Origin of the sequence: Thermosulfuriphilus ammonigenes (assembly GCF_011207455.1) — a bacterium.
GTDB lineage: Bacteria > Desulfobacterota > Thermodesulfobacteria > Thermodesulfobacteriales > ST65 > Thermosulfuriphilus > Thermosulfuriphilus ammonigenes.
In genome coordinates this window covers 76,066-92,924 of record NZ_CP048877.1, presented here as the reverse complement: position 1 = coordinate 92,924, position 16,859 = coordinate 76,066, and the positions used below count along the sequence as shown (strand labels likewise).

Genomic DNA, 16,859 nt, shown 5'->3' with positions numbered 1-16,859 from the left:
CTCGCCTCCCCCTTTCAGATCTCCTTAAACTTGTCTTTAATAGGGTTTCTGTCTAAAAGAAGCCATGGCCTTTATTAAATTTCTGGGCACCGCCGGGGGGCGATTTGTAGTTGCCCGACAGCTCCGTTACTCGGCTGGAATTTATATTTCTCATGAGGGGACATCTCTTATCCTGGATCCTGGGCCGGGAACCCTTGTCCGCTGTGCCCGGGTAAGGCCGGCCATTGACGTCACCAAATTGGATGGTCTCATTTTAAGCCATGCCCACCTAGATCACTCTAATGACGCCAATATTCTTCTTGATGCCATAAACCAGGGAGGGCTAAGGAAGGCTGGAGCCCTTTTTTGCCCCCGGGATTGTCTGGAGGGTGACAATCCCGTCATCCTGAGATACCTAAGAAATAATCTAGAAAGGATAGAGATTCTTCAGGCTGAAACTAGCTACCTCTTGGGGAATATTTCCTTCTGGACCTCGGTCAGACACCGGCATCCGGTAGAAACCTATGGGCTGATCTTTGACTTCTCCGGCCATAAGGTGGGCTTTTTAGTAGATACCGCCTATTTTAAGGGACTAGCTGCCAGTTACCTAGGAGTTAAAACTCTGGTGATCAACGTTGTCCGCTATCATCCTCCTAAAGGATATCTTCTGGAGCACCTCCATATAGCCGATGTTAAAAGGCTTCTTAAGGAAATTGCTCCCCAGAGAGCGGTGCTTACCCACTTTGGTATGACTATGCTCCGGGCCAGACCAGAAAAAGTAGCCGACGAGCTTACCTGGGAACTGGGGATACCGGTCATGGCCGCTCATGATGGTCTGCATTTAGAGGTCTAGGAGGCCATTTATGGAAAGCGCCCTCAAGAAGATACGTCGCTGGCTGAAAGCACGAAGGCTTGACGCCCTTTTGGTAAGAGGGCCAGAGAACAGACGCTATTTGTCTGGATTTACCCCTCCCGATACCTCTATAACCGAATCTTCAGGATGTCTCCTTATCAGCCACCAGAGTGCCTATCTCCTCACTGATGGACGTTTTATTGAAGAGGCCAAGGAGATTCTCCCCCCCTTTGTTTCCATAATCTACAAAAAGGGAGTGGTCAGGGAATTGGCTCGCCTGGTCAAAAAAGAAGGCCTTAAGGCTTTAGCCTATGAGGAGGATTTTGTCAGCTGCGCTCTAAAAAAGGCCCTCGAAGCTGGCCTTACCGGGGTGAGATTGGTGGGTTGCCAAGGGATAATTGAACGGCTCAGAGAGGCCAAGACAGAAGAGGAGATAGAAAAGATTAATCGGGCCTTAAAGATTGCCGAAGACATTCTGCGGGATATCGGTCAGGCGCTTAAGCCGGGAGTAAGTGAAAAAGAAATCGCCTGGAAGATCATCGAGGCCTCTTTTCAAAGGGCAGAAGGGCCTTCATTTCCTCCCATTGTGGCCTTTGGAGAAAACGCGGCCCGGCCTCATGCCGAACCAAGTTCGAGAAGACTGACCTTAAAAGATCCAATCATTATTGATATGGGAGTTAAGTTCTCAGGCTACTGTTCTGATATTACTCGAAGCTATTGTCTCCAGCCTGATGACAAATACCGACATATCTACTACTTGGTAGCCGAAGCCCAGGAGACAGCCCAGAAGGCTATCAAAGCCAAAGTCCCGGCTCGAGTAATAGACGCCGCTGCCCGTGAGGTGATCAAAAAAGCAGGCCTTGGAAGATACTTCATCCATTCTCTGGGCCACGGAGTGGGCTTGGCCATTCACGAGGCTCCAGCCATCTCAAGTCGCTGCCGCCGGAAGCTTAAAGAAGGCGCGGTAGTGACCATCGAGCCGGGAATATATATCCCTGACTGGGGAGGCGTAAGATTAGAGAATATGGTTGTAGTCCGAAGGGAAGAAGGTCTCCTCCTTAATCGTCTGCCGCTAACTTACCAACCTCTCTGAATCCAGAAAGCTTTGATTCACCATTTTTGAGGTTAGAAGAACAAATATGATATTTTCCTCTTAAGTTATATCTTATTGAAACCGACTTATACAAAAAGAGCTTACTTAAGATGAGTTGAAAGGAGTTTCTTTGTGAGTTACAAATAATGTAAAATTAAAATGTTTAATAAAATGGCAAACCACAGGATTTATATATTCCTGACAACGCTAATATCAATTCTTTTCTTCCCTTATTTCAGCCTTGCCGGAAAAGACATCTGTTCCCCCTCCCAGAAGGAGGAAATCGCCTGCCAGGAACTGCTCTTTTTGGATGTGGCCGAGGTGGCCACTGGTTATATCCAAGAGCGATATCTAGCCCCGGCAACCGTAACCGTAATCTCGGCTGAGGAGATTCGCAACATGGGGGCCCGCAATCTCCTTGATGTTTTGCGGACAGTCCCGGATCTTGAGGTCTCTCTGGATAGTATCGGCCTGCCGGTGATCACGATGAGGGGGATCAACTCCTTTGGGAGCAAGAGTGTCAAATTCCTCATCAATGGCCAACCGGTAAATAGCCCCATTATCGCCGGCGGGACGTTCTTTTTTGCCGATCTTTCGGTAGAGGCCATTGACCGAGTAGAGATAATCAGGGGGCCCGGCTCTGCCCTTTATGGCTCTGATGCCTTTGTCGGAGTAGTAAATATCATCCTCTCCCGCTCCCCCTCCCCCAAGGTCTCCTATCGGCGAGGAAGCTTTGACTCTGACGAGATATTTTTTACCGGGGCTCAAGGAGATGGCCAGACAAGATTTTGGGGAAGCTTTAGTTATCGAGACAGTAACGGAGCCAATCTTCCCATCTTTCGTGATTATCTAAGCCAGGATCCCACCAACCAAACTGTCTCCCAGGTACCAGGACGTAGTCAGGAGTGGTTCAGACGTTGGGAGATCTATGCCGGTTTAAGGCGGGGACCTTTTATCTTAGAGGCCCAGTATCTAAATCATGCCGATGGTGGTTATTACAACTACAGTGGGGCTGTCACTAGAACCAATGGTACCCGGCCAACCCGTAAATTTCTCTGGGGTAGGCTTCGCTACGAGGATCATTTTGGCCCTTTTGAGGCCCGACTGGGCATATATTCTAGCCACCTCTGGTATCAACACTTTTTGGACTATTATCCACCGGGGATAACGGTCCAGGGAACCACCTATCCCTATGGTTGGCGGCGGGAAAGAAGGGCTCAGATTCAAGAATACGGTTTAGAGGGGCGGCTAACCAGCCGCTTAAGTGGCCACCGGATCACCCTTGGTCTAGAGGCCAATCAAAGTAGCCTGGGTCAGATTCGCACCCTGAGTAACTATTGTCTGACCAATAATTTTCCATATCTTCGTGAGGTCCCCTATCCCTGGATTAAAGGGGCCGATCGCTTCCACACCTCTGTTTACCTCCAAGAAGAATGGAGCCCTGTCTATTGGGCCCGACTTACCCTGGGAGGACGGTTTGACTACTATGATGACGTTGGCCGGGACCTTAGCTTAAGAGGGGGGTTAGTTATCAGCCCCACCTCAAAGACCTTTGTCAAGTTTCTCTATGGACATGGTCTTAGGGCCCCCTCCTTCTGTGAACTTTATCTCCAAAGCTGCGTGGAGTCCCCCCGAAAGGGAAATCCAAACCTGGATGCAGAGCATATGGTGGCCTATGAGCTAGCCCTTGAGTATCTCCCTTTTAGCGATCTGAGCCTTTCGACCACTTTCTTTCGCCATGACTATAAGGATCTAATCATGGTTAATCCCCAGACTACCCTTTTTGAAAACCGGGCCCGGGCCAGAACCGTCGGTGTGGAACTTGAAGGTCGCCTCCGCTGGGGGCTAGGGAGATTTAACTATTTAAAACTGAACTACTCTTATCAAGACAGCCGTTATAAGGATCATACGCCTCTTACAGGGTCTGCTAGGGACCTGGGAACGATGATTTTCAACTGGCGTCTCCGTCCCACCATGAACCTTAACTTTACGGTCAATTATGTTGGCCAAAGGATAGGAACAGGGCTGGGATCCTACTGGATTACAGATGTATGTTTCCGGTTCCTCAAACCCCATTGGGAGATCAGCCTTTCTGTCCACAACCTATTTGATAAACACTATCGCTATCCGGATCCCAACAATCGCTTTCCCGATGACTTTCTGCGGCCAGGAAGGACCATTGATTGCCGCCTGAGCTGGACTTTTTGATGATTTTACGGATTCTTCTGCCTGTATTCTTGTTCTCTCTGGTCTGCTCCTCTCAAGCAGCTGAAGAGATTTTGATTGTCTATCGAAAGGACGTCGCCCTTTACCAGAAAATAGCCCAGACGATTGAAGGAGAATTCGGCGACCGAATACATCTCTTGGCCCTCGATAGTCGAAACAAGGGAAACCAGAGCCGTTTGGGGGGAATTACCCCTTCCTTAGTCATTGCCTTGGGTGACCTAGCCTCTTACAACTGCCAGGCCCTTAGCTCCCGTAAGATTCTTCTTTTGATTTCCAATCCCCTGATTATTCAGGAAGCCCAAAAGAATAGAGACTGTGAGGTCAGACTTTTTACGCCTCCTTCTTTAGTATTGGAAAAAGTCCATCAAATATTTCCCCAGTTCAAAAGAATAGGTCTCATATATACATCCAGGAGCCAGATTTATTATAAAGAGGCCGAAAGGGCGGCCCAGACACTAGGAATAGAATTAATTTCGCGCCGTGCCGGGCCTGAGGAGATCATTCGGGCTGTCTCTGAAGTCATTAAAGAATGTGAGGCCTTCCTTCTGCTACCTGATCCCCTACTCCTACGCCGGGCAGTTTTTGAAAATATCATTCGCCAGGGGTTTATTTACAAAAAACCTATCATCGGTCCTTCTCGGAGTACTGTTCGCCTGGGAGCCCTCCTCTCAGTGGACTACGATTTTGAGTTTCTTCTCTCTCAGTGCCGAAAGGTTTTAAAGGATTACTTTAAAACTGGAAGGCTTGTTTGTCCGGAGATTCCGTATAAAGTCCATATAAACGAAAAGACCTTAAAATTTATGGGGCTGAAGACCGAAGTTTTCCCGGAGCCAGAAATTATTTCTAAATGAAAAATATTTTTAGCCTTTTTAAAAGTAACAGCTGCCGCACCAAGCTTCTGATAAGCTATCTCATCTTTTTAGTAGCCGGAGCCCTCTTTTCCACCATCTTTACCCCCTATCTTTTGCGAAAGCAGGCCGACATCCTGGTAGAACGTATGGGACGCTATATACTTCATTATCTTCAGCAACCTGCCGAGGTGGCCCTGCTCACTGGAATATCTGATTATCTCGACAGCCCTATAAAAGGTCTTTTTAAAGATGAAAGCGTCCTCGGGGTAGTCATCTACAACAAAGATGGGCAAGTAGTCTTTGTAAAGAAAAAAACCAGGTATAAAGACCCGGTTCTCATGCTGGAGGACTTCAAAGATATAGAAAACAGCATTGATTACTTTGAACCACGAATGAAAAGAATCAGAATCTTCCTTGAGCCGGTACGCTCTTCTCCTCTGTCTGAAGAGCTCACCGAATCGCCTCCAGAGCTTCTGGGTTTTGTGCGGGTTGATCTATCTCTGGAGCACTTTCTTGGCTACTATAAGGAATTTCTAGCTCTAGTTGTCGGGACTTATACCCTTATGGCCGCCCTGGCCGCCCTTCTGGCCTATTATCAGGCCCGACAGATCGCCTCTCCTCTTAAACGCCTGGTGGATGGAGCCAGAAAGCTTCGCTCTGGAGACTTCGATGTCCGGGTACCGGAAGACAATGTCACTGGCGAGATCGCCGAACTTATTCAGACCTTCAATAATATGGTCGAGGACCTCCGCCGACGAGAAGAGGCCATTAAAGAAAGCGAAGAACGCTTTCGAACGGTAGCCGAATTTACTTACGACTGGGAGTACTGGCGGGCCCCAGATGGCCATTTTATCTATGTTTCGCCAGCCTGCGAGCGGATTACCGGTTATCCGCCAGAGGCCTTTTTAAGGGACCACGAACTCTATGATCGCATCATCCATCCTGATGACTGGTTAAAAGTCCAGGAGCATCGACGGGCCAAAAGAACCTCCCCGGGAGAGCCCGAAGAGATAGACTTCCGCATCATCCGGGCCGATGGAAGCGAGCGGTGGATTGGTCACGTCTGCCATCCCGTCTACGGAAAAGACGGGCGTTATTTAGGAATCCGGGGAAGTAATCGGGACATCACCAGCAGAAAGGAGCTTGAAGAACGCATTCTTCAAACCCAGAAGATGGAATCCATTGCCCGACTAGCCGGCGGGGTGGCTCACGATCTCAACAACCTCATGACCGCCGTATTAGGACAGGCCGAACTCCTCAGGTTGGCCCTTCCCTCGGACTCTCCACTGGCCGACCGGGCCGACAAGATCATTACCTCCGCCATGCAGGCCAGTGGCCTTGCCCAACAGCTTCTGGCCTATGCCCGGGGGGGAAAATATGCTCCCCGGGTCATAAACCTCAACGAAACTGTGCGGGATGTTATCAAACTTAATGAACGTTCCATCGGCCATAACGTGGAACTAGAAGTAGATTTAGAACCCGATCTGTGGCCAATCTATGCTGATCCCTCTCAGATGGCCCAGGTTGTTATGAACCTGATCATCAACGCGGTAGAGGCCATGGAAAATGGCGGTCGCTTGACCGTGCGGACTTTCAATAGCTCTCTTGATACCCCGTGTGGAGATATTTCCCCGGGGCGCTATGTTATCTTAGAGGTTACAGATACCGGCCATGGTATGGATCAAGAGACTTTAGCCAATATTTTTGAACCTTTTTTCACCACCAAGTTTACCGGAAGAGGGCTTGGGCTGGCCGCCGTCTATGGAATCATCTCCAACCATGGTGGTTATATCCAGGTGGATTCCACGCCGGGTAAGGGAACATCTTTCTTCGTTTATCTTCCCAGTCTTGATCCTCAGACAGCCGTTCAGCACAGAGCCGAAGAACTGGAAGAAAAAGAGGGGGATGTCTGCCGCATTTTAGTAGTAGACGATGATCCCGCGGTTCTTGAGGTCATCAAAGAATATTTGGAGCCTTTCGGCTTTCTGGTGGACACGGCCCAGAATGCTCGTGAAGCCCTATATTTGACGGGTAAGAAGCCGGCCCTCATCCTTCTTGATATCGCCATGCCAGAGATGGACGGCGTGGATCTCTACCCCCTCCTCCGCGAGGCGGCCCCTGAGGCCAAAATCATCATCTGTACTGGCTACTCCAGCGACGGCCCGGCCAAGAAGCTCCTCTCCCTCGGCGCCGATGGTTTTATTCAAAAACCCTTTACTCAAAGGCACCTGATCGGCTTCATTCGCAAACATCTTCATAACTGTCGTGTAAAAAGGTGCCTGACAAAGGGTAAGGTTTTTTACTAAAATAGGCCATCCCCCAAAGGAGGTGTGAGGATGGCCAAAGATAGGGAACTGCCAGAAATACCATCTGAACGAGGTGATGATCTCCACGGTCTTGAATGGGCCGAAGAGGCAGACTTGATCCTCTTTGTGGCCGGCAATCAATTCATGGTCATGCCAGAACTCCTTGAGGCCTTCCAGAAAAAGCACCCCGAGATAAAACGCATCTTCTATGAAACCCTTCCTCCAAGACTGGAACTCAAACAGATCCTGGCCGGTGGAGCCCTCTTTAAAGGACGCCTCATCCCTGGAATACCAGATGTTTATGCTTCGGTATCCCTTGAAGCTATGGAACGTCTCAGCGAAATTGGCCTTATCCAACCGGAAGACTACTTTATCTACCTCCATAACCGAATAGTCCTTATGGTTCCCCAGGGAAACCCCAAAGATATAAGAGAAGTTGCCGATTTGGCCCGGGAAGATGTCCGCATAAGCCAGCCCAACCCAGAGTTTGAAGACATCGCTACTTATATCCTCGAAATGTATCGACAGGCCGGCGGAGAGGAGCTGGTTCACAGAATCATGGAGGAGAAACGGAGCCTTGGCACCACCCTTCTTACGGTGGTTCATCATCGAGAAACGCCCAAACGGCTACTTGAAGGTGTCTGTGATGTGGGTCCGGTCTGGGCTACAGAGGTCATTGAGGCCCAGCGTCGGGGTCTTCCCTTAGAGATGGTTGACCCTGGTGCCCCCCTTGATCAAAGGGATAAAGTCAACTACTACATTACCAGCCTCCGAAAGGCCCGAAACCCCGAGGCGGCCCAGAAATTTCTGAACTTCATCAAAGGACGTGAGGCCCAAAAAATTTACGCCAACTACGGATTTGTTCCCGAATTTACCGGCTCTTAAGAGAAAGATTTTTTAGGGGCCGTTTCTAATTAGGGTCTTTTCCTCTAGTCGAGGAGCCTTTTTTGGGGTATTCTTTAACAAATTTGTAAATTTGTAAATTTTAGAGACCATGTCTGTTAGCGCCAGAAAGAAGACTTTTCGTCCTCGAAGCCAGAGAGAGGTAGAGGAAATTGCCTGTCTTTATGAAATCACCAAGGCCCTTTCCTCTTCTTTAGACATGCATCAGAGTTTGTCTCAAGTCTTGAGCATATTAGCTGAGAGAATGGGCATGAACCGGGGAACTATCACCATTATCAACCCTTACACCTCTGAACTTCAAATAGAAGTGGCCCATGGTCTTTCAGCAGAAGCCAGAAAGAGGGGACGTTATCGGATCGGTGAGGGAATCACAGGTCGAGTAGTAGCCACGGGAGAACCCATTGTCGTGCCCAAGATAAGCGAAGAGCCCCTTTTTCTTAACCGGACTCGTTCTCGAGGGAACCTGCGCCGCCAAGAGATATCTTTTATTTGTGTTCCTATAAAGGCCGGCCAGAAGGTCATCGGCACCCTTTCCGTAGATCGAATCTTCTCCCAAGAAGTCTCTCTTGAAGATGATCTGAGGCTTTTGACTATTATCTCTGGGTTGGTGGCTCAGACTGTCTCTAATATTCAGGCTATTCAGGAGGAAAGAGAAAGACTGCTTTCAGAAAACCGGAGGCTCAAAAGAGAATTAGAAGAAAAATATCACGTAGACAATCTCATTGGTCGCTCCTCCCGGATGCAGGAGGTCTTTGAGATGATCCACCGGGTGGCCAAGAGTAACGCTACGGTGCTCCTGAGGGGGGAGTCAGGGACAGGGAAGTCTCTCGCCGCGAAGGCTATCCACTACAATAGTAATCGGGCCGAAAAACCTTTTGTTACTGTTACCTGCGCCGCTTTACCGGAGAGTCTTTTAGAGAGTGAGCTTTTTGGCCACGAAAAGGGAGCCTTTACTGGAGCCAATCGGACCAAACGAGGCCTTTTTGAACAAGCTCAAGGTGGAACCATCTTTTTAGACGAAATAGGAGAGATCTCTCCTACGGTTCAAACCAAGCTCCTTCATGTTATTCAAGAAAAGGAGTTCTACCGTGTAGGGGGTTCTCAACCAATCCGTTGTGATGTCCGAATAATTGCTGCCACAAACAAGAACCTTGAGGAAGCTATGGCCAGGGGAGACTTTCGGGAAGATCTTTACTATCGTCTCAATGTCTTTCCCATTTATCTTCCCCCTCTCAGAGAACGAAAAACAGATATCCTTCTCCTGGCGGAACACTTCTTGGAACGCTATTGTCAGGAGCACCAAAAAACCATCAAGCGTATCTCTACCCAGGCCATTGACCTCCTTATGCAATATCATTGGCCGGGCAATATTCGGGAGCTTCAAAATGTTATTGAAAGGGCGGTCATTGTCTGTGATGAGGAGGTTATTCGTAGCTACCACCTACCCCCCACCCTTCAGACCAGAGGCAGTAGCAATACAGGTTCGGTGCGATCCTTAAGCGCGGCCGTGGAGAATCTGGAAAGAGAACTAATTATTGAGGCCCTCAAGGAAACGCGAGGCAATCAAAGCCAAGCGGCTAAACTTCTGGATACCAGTCTGCGGATCCTCAACTATAAAATCCACAAATACGGAATCAATCCCAAAGACTTCCGGGTTCCCCGCTAAACAGGTAATCTAGACTATGTTAGAGCGAATGCCTTTAGATACAGCCTTAGAACAGCCAGAGCTCTTCCCAGAAATAGCTACTCGTCCGAAGATCATTCCCAGGCCAGAGCACCCCATCTCTCGCAAGAATATCGACCGAGAGGCCCTCAAGGTTCTGTATAGACTTAAAGGGGCTGGTTATCTAGCCTATCTGGTAGGCGGTAGTGTTCGAGATCTTCTTTTGGGCAAAAGGCCCAAAGACTTTGACGTCGGCACTGACGCCCGTCCAGAAGAAATCCGGCGACTTTTTCGCAACTCTCGAATCATTGGCCGAAGGTTTCGTCTTGTCCATGTCTTCTTTAAGGGAGGAAAATATATCGAAGTAGTCACCTTCCGCGGGCGGGATGAAGACGGAGATGAACCCTGCTGTGATCAAAACACCTATGGCACCCCGGCTGAGGATGCCTTTCGCCGAGATCTGACCATCAATGCCCTTTTTTACAACATCGCTGATTTTTCCATCATCGATTATGTGGGAGGGATGGAGGATCTACGCCGAGGGGTTATTCGGATCATTGGAGAGCCAAATATCCGCATTATCCGGGATCCGGTGCGGATGATGCGGGCCATCCGTCACGCGGCCAAGACTGGTTTCTCCATTGATCAGCAAACCTATGAGGCCATCTGTCGCCAGAAGACCAAAATTCGTCTCTGTTCTCCCATGAGGGTGAGGGATGAATGGTTAAAGGACCTTCAGGGTGGCTGGGCCAGCCCTTGGGCCAAACTGATGTTTGAAACCGGACTATTTGACGAAATCTTTCCCGCCTATGGAAGGCTTCTGCGGGAGAATCCAGAAACCAGGAAACTAGTCTTGAAGCTCCTTGCAGAGCTTGACAAAGAAACCGCTCGAGGAGATGGGCTTGGTGAGGCAGAGAAAATGGCTATCTTTGCCTATCCCTATGTCCTGATTCAGACGGGCTTAGCCCATGGACCTCCCAAGCGACCCCGCACTCCTCTCTCTGAGGTACGAGCCGTTTTAGCGGATGTTATCTATCCCTTTGATTTCAAACGAGCCTTGTTTGAGGAGGCCAGCCAGCTTTTAGCTGGCCTTTGGCCGCTAAAGTTCTATCTTTCTCGCCAGGGGGAGATACCAAGAAGGTTACGCAAAAAGAGTTATTTTGTTCGACTATGGCATCTATTTGAGATAATCAAGAGGGCCGAGGGTGGAGTCTTGGTCACCTCAGCTCCAAAGCGCAAACGACGCCGAAAGAAGAAAAAGAATATCTCCCCAGAGACGACGGAAGTCCGTCACCACCCTCTTTAATCTTTAGTGGTGTGACAGACAAAACAGCCGCACTGGGAATTGGCCACCCCCGAGCTACAGGAGGAATAATCCCAACGCAACATATCCGGATAAGGACTGCCGTGGGCTCGATGACAGGAAAGACACATTACTTGATCACTCCCAGGAGTAACCACCGACGTCGGACCACTCATTCCTGAAAGGGTAGCCGGATTCCGAGCTACCGGAGCCAAGGGGTTGTAAGGCCCTACAGTTACACCGTCTTGAGTGTTGTAGAGAGCATATTCACCAGAAGAGGGAAGCGGGATGCTGCTTGGATGTCTCAGCCAGGGGGACTGACCATTGCCATCGGCAGAGTTATGAGTACCATGGAAGTAGCCATGGCAGCCACCACAGAAGTGGCTGATAGAGTTATCTGGTCGCCCATCGGCATTAGCGCAACCATTGTATTCATTGTGATCCGAAGGGCTTACGGTAAATTCCCAGTCTGGGTCCTCTATCCCTTTGACTCCCAAAAGGCTATCAGGATGGTTACTGGAGACAAGGAAGCGGTACCAACCGCCAGATTCTCCTACCACAGTAGCCGAATCATCTGCGTGGTGAGCCGGTTTATGGCAGCTTTCACAGGAAGAGATCCGGCTATGACAGGAGGCGCAGTCACCACTTGCCCCCGGTGGATAGACGTTCCAGCTATGACAAACAGAACAGTTAACCGGACTCCCAGGGCCATGATGGCCAGGAGCATCGTTGAGGTTAGGGTCAGCAGACATTCCCGGAATGGATAAACAATTATGCCCTTTGGTGGCATCCTGGAGAACCCAATAAAAGTTACCCCCCGCCAGAGTATTGTTCCCGTAAACAGGACCTGTAGGATCATAGACTTTGGGAATTTTACCCCCAGCAGTATTGGTTCCCGTATGGCATCCAACACAATCATCATTTAATAAGTAGGGATTTACCGAACTAGAGACTAGACTTCCACCTTGAGAGTTATGCATAGTGTGGCAATCAGAGCAGATACCAGATACACGAGCCTCAGATTTACTGCTACCAAAAAATACAAATACTAACAAACAGAAGGTAAAAATGATGGCCTTAGCTGACATCGCTCCCCCCTGAGACCATCTTAATCTAATCTAAATATCGATTAATATTTTAATTATCATTAAATTTAAGTTTAAGATAACTTAAATAATTTCAAATGAAGAAAAAATAAAATTGTTTATCGTTCAGAAAAGTTATCAACGTCTATTTATAATAGAATAAAAAATTGAGATTAGGTCAACATTTCAGAAAAAAGCATAAGAAGACTTAAAATGATTTGTTAGTAAGAGGCGGATATAGCTCAATAAAGGAAAAAACTTACCAAATAGCACCTTAATCTTTGGGAATCTCTAGAGGAAAAAATAGAGAAGGGTTAGTAAAGTTAAAATTTAAATTAGAAGGGAAGAAGATTAACTAGAAGGCCTCCATTTTTCTTTGCCAGCGGGATTTTTCTGTAGTAAAAAGATAAGAGACCAAATCCTAAGGAGTTTTTTCATGAAAAAGGTCAAGCTTGGTGACACGGTAAGTATCCATTGTACAGGACGTCTCGAAGATGGACAGATCTTCGAGAATACCGAGGGAGGAGAGCCCTTTGAGTTTGAGGTGGGCTCCCCAGAGATTATCCCTGGCCTCTCGGAGGCGGTTCTGGGCATGAGTGAGGGGGAGGAAAAAGAGGTTATCCTTCCTCCTGAAAAGGCCTATGGCCCTCGAGATGAAAGACTTATCCGAGAAATCCCCCTGAATGCCTTAAGTGAAAACATAAAACCCGAACTGGGAATGGTTCTCGGTTTGGTGGTGGAGACCGAGTCCGGTCAGATGCAAATTCCCGGTCAGGTGATAAATGTCGGCGAAGAGAGCTTTACCCTGGATCTTAACCCTCCGCTAGCTGGAAAGACCCTCCACTTCAAAATTCGTCTGGTAAAAATCCATGATGAACCATCGATGATTATCCAGCCTTAACTAACTAAGGGAGCGCGCAACTGGTGCCGTGCGCAGCGCGAGTTTGTTTTGCGTGCGTTGCGTCGCGGCCGCGCCCCCCTAGTTTTCCAGAGATTCTTTTATTCGACTGAGGACATCCTCTTTTATCTGGAAGGAATGTTCTTCTCGTGGGAAAACGCCTTTGCGAACTTCTTCCGTGTAGGCTGAAAGAGCCTGACGGATCTGGGGGGCCAACTGAACATAGGCCTTGGCAAAGCGAGGACGAAATTCCTCAAAGAGCCCCAAGAGATCATGAAGGACTAAAATCTGACCATCCACCTGAGGGCCCGCCCCGATACCAATAGTAGGTATCGAGACCTGCTCGGTGATCAAGCCAGAAAGAGCCGCCGGAATACACTCCAGAATAAGGGCGAATACTCCTGCCTCTTCCAGAACCCGAGCATCTTCAAGGATCTTGCGGGCCCCTTCTTCATCTCGTCCTTGAACCTTAAAGCCCCCTAGGCTCTGAGCTGTTTGAGGAGTAAGGCCGATATGACCCAAAACGGGAATTCCGGCCCGCACTACCGCAGAGATAATATCCGCCATCTCTTGGCCACCTTCTATCTTAACGGCGGCACATCCGGCCTCTTTTAGAAAACGGCCGGCGTTACGAATAGCCTCCTCCTTTCCTACTTGGTAGGAAAGGAAGGGCATATCCCCTACCAGTAGAGCCCTCCTCACCCCTCGTCGAACGGCCTTGGCGTGATGAATCATCTCTTCCATAGTCACCGGTAAGGTGTTCTCATAACCCAGGACAAGCATCCCTAGAGAGTCGCCTACCAGAATAAGATCACAGCCCGCCTCATCCACCAAGCGGGCCATCAGGGCATCGTAGGCCGTAAGGGCAACGATCCTCTCCCGCCCCTTTTTCTCCCGTATATCCTTAACTGTCAAAGAGCTCATCCTTCCTCCCGAAAACACCTAAGTGTTCGTAGGCCAGGGGGGTAACCACTCGTCCCCTTTTGGTCCGCTTGAGATAGCCCCTCTGGATAAGAAAGGGTTCGTGAAGATCCTCCAGGGTTCGGCGATCCTCACAGAGGGCCGTAGCCAGGGTTTCTATCCCCACCGGCCCCCCGCCAAACTTCTCAATAATGGTCATAAGGATACGTCGATCTGTCCGGTCAAGTCCCCGTTCATCGACCTCCATAAGTCCAAGGGCCCGGCTGGCCACCTGGGCGTTGATCAGTGAATGGCCTTCCACCAGGGCAAAATCACAAACCCGACGAAGTAGGCGATTGGCCACCCTTGGGGTTCCCCGGGAGCGACGGGCAATCTCCAAGGCCCCACTGCGGTCCAGATCTATGCCCATGATCCTGGCCGACCGCTCCACAATAGCTGCCAACTCCTCTACGGAATAAAAATCAATCTTAAGAACGACCCCAAAACGATCCCTGAGGGGGGCAGAAATAAGGCCGGCTCTGGTGGTGGCTCCGATAAGGGTGAACCGGGGAAGACTGATCCGGACAGACTTGGCCCCCGGCCCCTGCCCTACCATAATGTCGAGACGGAAGTCCTCCATGGCCGGGTAAAGGATTTCCTCTACCGCCGGACTGAGGCGATGAATCTCATCTATAAAGAGAACATCCCCTGGTGAAAGGTTGGTAAGAATGGCTGCTAAATCCCCAGCCCTCTCGATCACCGGCCCTGAGGTAACCTTAATATTCACATTAAGCTCCCGAGAAACCACATAGGCCAAAGTAGTTTTCCCCAGGCCAGGGTGCCCATAAAGGAGAACATGATCGAGGGGCTCACCTCGGACCCTGGCGGCCTCAATAAACACCGAAAGATTTCGTTTGACCTCCTCCTGGCCAATATATTCGGCCAGCCTTTTGGGCCGAAGGTCAAGATCCATCTCACTCATGGGAAAGAAGCCTTAAGGCATCTTTTATTAGTGCTTCAAGATCGCGCTTTCCCTGGGAGATAAGGTCTGAGACGACATCCTCTGCCTGCCGACGCTTAAAGCCTAAATTAAGCAGGGCCGAGACAGCATCGGCAAAAAGATCAGGGTCTTTTTCTGGAGAAACCATCGTTTTGAAGCGATCCTTAAGTTCAACGCACAGCCTCTCGGCCGTCTTCCGGCCTACACCAGGAATGCTGGAGAGCCGGGAGATATCTCTCTCTTGGATAGCCCTAGCCAGATCATCGGGGGAAAGAGCGGAGACAATGTTCAAGGCCGTCCGGGGACCAATTCCGCTAGTGTGCTGCAAAAGAAGAAACAGATCCCTCTCCCCAGGAGTTAAAAAGCCATAGAGCTCCAGGGTCTCTTCCCGAATCACCAAGGAAGTAAACAGGGAGGCATTTTCCGAGATGGCCGGCAAGGTTTGATGATGTGAGGGAGGAACAAAAATCTGATAGCCAACCCCCCCAGTTTTCAGAACCACCAGACCTGGTGTTTTATAAATGATGACCCCTTCCAGGTAGCTTATCATAACACTTGAGAGACCGCGGACTTAAAACCGCAGGTAAAAAGATGACACAGAGCTATAGCCAAAGCGTCGGCTTCATCCGCCCTTAGGCCAGAAAGATCCTTATCGGGAAAGAAAAATTTAAGGGCTTGATGGACGTGATCTTTACTGGCCCGGCCATAGGTGGAAACAGATTGCTTTATCTGACCGGGGCTATACTCATGAACCGGGATACCCAGACTTACAGCCGCCAGCAAGGCTACCCCCCGGGCCTGGCCAAGCTTCAGGGCCGACCTGGGATTGCGAGAGACAAAAATATCCTCAAAAGCGGCTGCTTGGGGTTCATAGTGGAGAAAAATTTCCTTTAGTCCCTTGTAGAGAATATCCAACTTCTCCGGCCAGGAGATCCGGGTAAGGTCAAAGTAGCCCACCTCAAGGAGACTAAGTCCTCTGGGACCCTCCTCCACCACCCCATAGGCACAAATACGGCTACCAGGATCTATCCCCACCACCCGCATCAGGCAACCTTCTCCATAAGTTGATCCGGGATGTCAAAGTTAGCATAGACCTTTTGGACATCATCATGCTCTTCGAGCATATCCATAAGACGCATCATCTGTTGAACGCTCTTTTCATCCTCCAGGCGGACGGTAGTTTTGGGAACCATGGTCACCTGGGCCGAAATAAGAGAAACCCTCTCTTCAAGGGCCTTCTTCACCTCTTCAAAGGCCTCCGGAGTGGTAATAACCTCGTATTCGCTCTCCTGTTCGCGGACATCTTCCGCTCCCGCCTCAAGGGCCAGATCCAGAAGCTCTTCTTCCCCTATGGCCTCTCGAGAGACAACAATAAGCCCCTTTCTTTCAAATACCCAGGCCACCGCCCCGGGTTCGGCCAGGTTGCCCCCACACTTACTAAAGATATGCCGCAATTCAGAGACGGTGCGGCGCTTATTGTCTGTCATGCTTTCGATAAGCACCGCTACTCCTCCAGGGCCGTAACCTTCGTAGGTCACCTCCTCATAGGCCTCACCAGCAATCTCACCTGTGCCCTTCTTGATAGCTCGTTCAATATTTTCCTTGGGCATATTTACAGCCCGAGCCGCCTGAATCGCGGCCCGCAACCGCGGATTGCCGCTGGGATCTCCACCCCCCAGACGGGCAGCAACCATGATCTCCCGGATAAGTTTGGTAAAAATTTTGCCTCTTTTGGCGTCTACCGCGGCCTTCTTCCGTTTTATTTGTGCCCAGTGGGAATGTCCGGCCATATTAAAAAA

General features: G+C 49.6%; 15 protein-coding genes. 9 read left to right on the top strand and 6 right to left on the bottom strand.

Features of this window, described 5'->3' with window-relative positions:
* Positions 1–64: 64 nt before the first annotated feature.
* The 8 genes from G4V39_RS00450 (at position 65) to pcnB (ending at position 11,180) form a co-directional block, all read left to right on the top strand.
* Complete coding sequence (locus G4V39_RS00450; protein ID WP_166031051.1) at positions 65–832, top strand: MBL fold metallo-hydrolase; 768 nt, start codon at positions 65–67, stop codon at positions 830–832.
* 10 nt (positions 833–842) lie between these two features.
* Complete coding sequence (locus G4V39_RS00445; protein ID WP_166031050.1) at positions 843–1,925, top strand: M24 family metallopeptidase; 1,083 nt, start codon at positions 843–845, stop codon at positions 1,923–1,925.
* Between the two features lie 312 nt (positions 1,926–2,237).
* Complete coding sequence (locus G4V39_RS00440; RefSeq protein ID WP_166031049.1) at positions 2,238–4,133, top strand: TonB-dependent receptor plug domain-containing protein; 1,896 nt, start codon at positions 2,238–2,240, stop codon at positions 4,131–4,133.
* Complete coding sequence (locus G4V39_RS00435) at positions 4,109–5,002, top strand: ABC transporter substrate binding protein (protein ID WP_166031048.1); 894 nt, start codon at positions 4,109–4,111, stop codon at positions 5,000–5,002. The genes G4V39_RS00440 and G4V39_RS00435 overlap by 25 nt, the downstream gene beginning before the upstream one ends.
* Positions 4,999–7,308, top strand: a complete 2,310-nt coding sequence (locus tag G4V39_RS00430) for a response regulator (RefSeq protein WP_166031047.1) — start codon at positions 4,999–5,001, stop codon at positions 7,306–7,308. Before G4V39_RS00435 ends, G4V39_RS00430 begins: the two co-directional genes overlap by 4 nt.
* 30 nt (positions 7,309–7,338) lie before the next feature.
* Positions 7,339–8,193: a molybdate ABC transporter substrate-binding protein gene (locus G4V39_RS00425; protein WP_166031046.1), complete on the top strand. Its 855-nt coding sequence runs from the start codon at positions 7,339–7,341 to the stop codon at positions 8,191–8,193.
* Positions 8,194–8,302: 109 nt separating this feature from the next.
* Positions 8,303–9,877, top strand: a complete 1,575-nt coding sequence (gene nifA / locus G4V39_RS00420) for a nif-specific transcriptional activator NifA (RefSeq protein ID WP_166031045.1) — start codon at positions 8,303–8,305, stop codon at positions 9,875–9,877.
* A gap of 28 nt (positions 9,878–9,905) precedes the next feature.
* A complete protein-coding gene (gene pcnB, locus G4V39_RS00415) occupies positions 9,906–11,180 on the top strand; it encodes a polynucleotide adenylyltransferase PcnB (protein ID WP_166031044.1) in 1,275 nt (424 codons plus the stop codon).
* Here the strand turns inward: pcnB and G4V39_RS00410 are convergent.
* Complete coding sequence (locus G4V39_RS00410) at positions 11,177–12,265, bottom strand: cytochrome c3 family protein (RefSeq protein WP_166031043.1); 1,089 nt, start codon at positions 12,263–12,265, stop codon at positions 11,177–11,179. The genes pcnB and G4V39_RS00410 overlap by 4 nt on opposite strands.
* A 433-nt stretch (positions 12,266–12,698) precedes the next feature.
* Here G4V39_RS00410 and G4V39_RS00405 point away from each other — a divergent pair, with 433 nt between their 5' ends.
* Positions 12,699–13,163: an FKBP-type peptidyl-prolyl cis-trans isomerase gene (locus G4V39_RS00405; protein WP_166031042.1), complete on the top strand. Its 465-nt coding sequence runs from the start codon at positions 12,699–12,701 to the stop codon at positions 13,161–13,163.
* A 78-nt stretch (positions 13,164–13,241) separates the two neighbouring features.
* On the opposite strand, the gene panB is transcribed toward G4V39_RS00405, so the two are convergent.
* The 5 genes from panB to G4V39_RS00380 are packed head-to-tail and all read right to left on the bottom strand — an operon-like array spanning position 13,242 to position 16,850.
* Entirely contained in the window at positions 13,242–14,084 is an 843-nt protein-coding gene (panB, locus tag G4V39_RS00400) for a 3-methyl-2-oxobutanoate hydroxymethyltransferase (protein WP_166031041.1), read from the bottom strand.
* Positions 14,065–15,042 (bottom strand): Holliday junction branch migration DNA helicase RuvB, encoded by a 978-nt coding sequence (ruvB, locus tag G4V39_RS00395; protein ID WP_166031040.1) that lies wholly within the window; start codon positions 15,040–15,042, stop codon positions 14,065–14,067. The genes panB and ruvB overlap by 20 nt, the downstream gene beginning before the upstream one ends.
* Entirely contained in the window at positions 15,035–15,610 is a 576-nt protein-coding gene (gene ruvA / locus G4V39_RS00390; protein WP_166031039.1) for a Holliday junction branch migration protein RuvA, read from the bottom strand. Before ruvA ends, ruvB begins: the two co-directional genes overlap by 8 nt.
* Positions 15,607–16,104 carry a crossover junction endodeoxyribonuclease RuvC gene (gene ruvC, locus G4V39_RS00385; protein WP_166031038.1) on the bottom strand — a complete coding sequence of 166 codons (498 nt, stop codon included), beginning with the start codon at positions 16,102–16,104 and terminating at the stop codon, positions 15,607–15,609. The genes ruvA and ruvC overlap by 4 nt, the downstream gene beginning before the upstream one ends.
* Positions 16,104–16,850 (bottom strand): YebC/PmpR family DNA-binding transcriptional regulator, encoded by a 747-nt coding sequence (locus tag G4V39_RS00380; RefSeq protein WP_166031037.1) that lies wholly within the window; start codon positions 16,848–16,850, stop codon positions 16,104–16,106. Before G4V39_RS00380 ends, ruvC begins: the two co-directional genes overlap by 1 nt.
* Positions 16,851–16,859: the final 9 nt, after the last annotated feature.

Bases quoted from the DNA above. Each gene is read 5' to 3' on its own strand.
- G4V39_RS00450 (WP_166031051.1), top strand. From the start codon at position 65: ATGGCCTTTATTAAATTTCTGGGCACCGCCGGGGGGCGATTTGTAGTT.
- G4V39_RS00445 (WP_166031050.1), top strand. From the start codon at position 843: ATGGAAAGCGCCCTCAAGAAGATACGTCGCTGGCTGAAAGCACGAAGG.
- G4V39_RS00430 (WP_166031047.1), top strand. From the start codon at position 4,999: ATGAAAAATATTTTTAGCCTTTTTAAAAGTAACAGCTGCCGCACCAAG.
- G4V39_RS00425 (WP_166031046.1), top strand. From the start codon at position 7,339: ATGGCCAAAGATAGGGAACTGCCAGAAATACCATCTGAACGAGGTGAT.
- nifA (WP_166031045.1), top strand. From the start codon at position 8,303: ATGTCTGTTAGCGCCAGAAAGAAGACTTTTCGTCCTCGAAGCCAGAGA.
- pcnB (WP_166031044.1), top strand. From the start codon at position 9,906: ATGCCTTTAGATACAGCCTTAGAACAGCCAGAGCTCTTCCCAGAAATA.
- G4V39_RS00410 (WP_166031043.1), bottom strand. From the start codon at position 12,265: ATGTCAGCTAAGGCCATCATTTTTACCTTCTGTTTGTTAGTATTTGTA.
- G4V39_RS00405 (WP_166031042.1), top strand. From the start codon at position 12,699: ATGAAAAAGGTCAAGCTTGGTGACACGGTAAGTATCCATTGTACAGGA.
- panB (WP_166031041.1), bottom strand. From the start codon at position 14,084: ATGAGCTCTTTGACAGTTAAGGATATACGGGAGAAAAAGGGGCGGGAG.
- ruvB (WP_166031040.1), bottom strand. From the start codon at position 15,042: ATGAGTGAGATGGATCTTGACCTTCGGCCCAAAAGGCTGGCCGAATAT.
- ruvA (WP_166031039.1), bottom strand. From the start codon at position 15,610: ATGATAAGCTACCTGGAAGGGGTCATCATTTATAAAACACCAGGTCTG.
- ruvC (WP_166031038.1), bottom strand. From the start codon at position 16,104: ATGCGGGTGGTGGGGATAGATCCTGGTAGCCGTATTTGTGCCTATGGG.
- G4V39_RS00380 (WP_166031037.1), bottom strand. From the start codon at position 16,850: ATGGCCGGACATTCCCACTGGGCACAAATAAAACGGAAGAAGGCCGCG.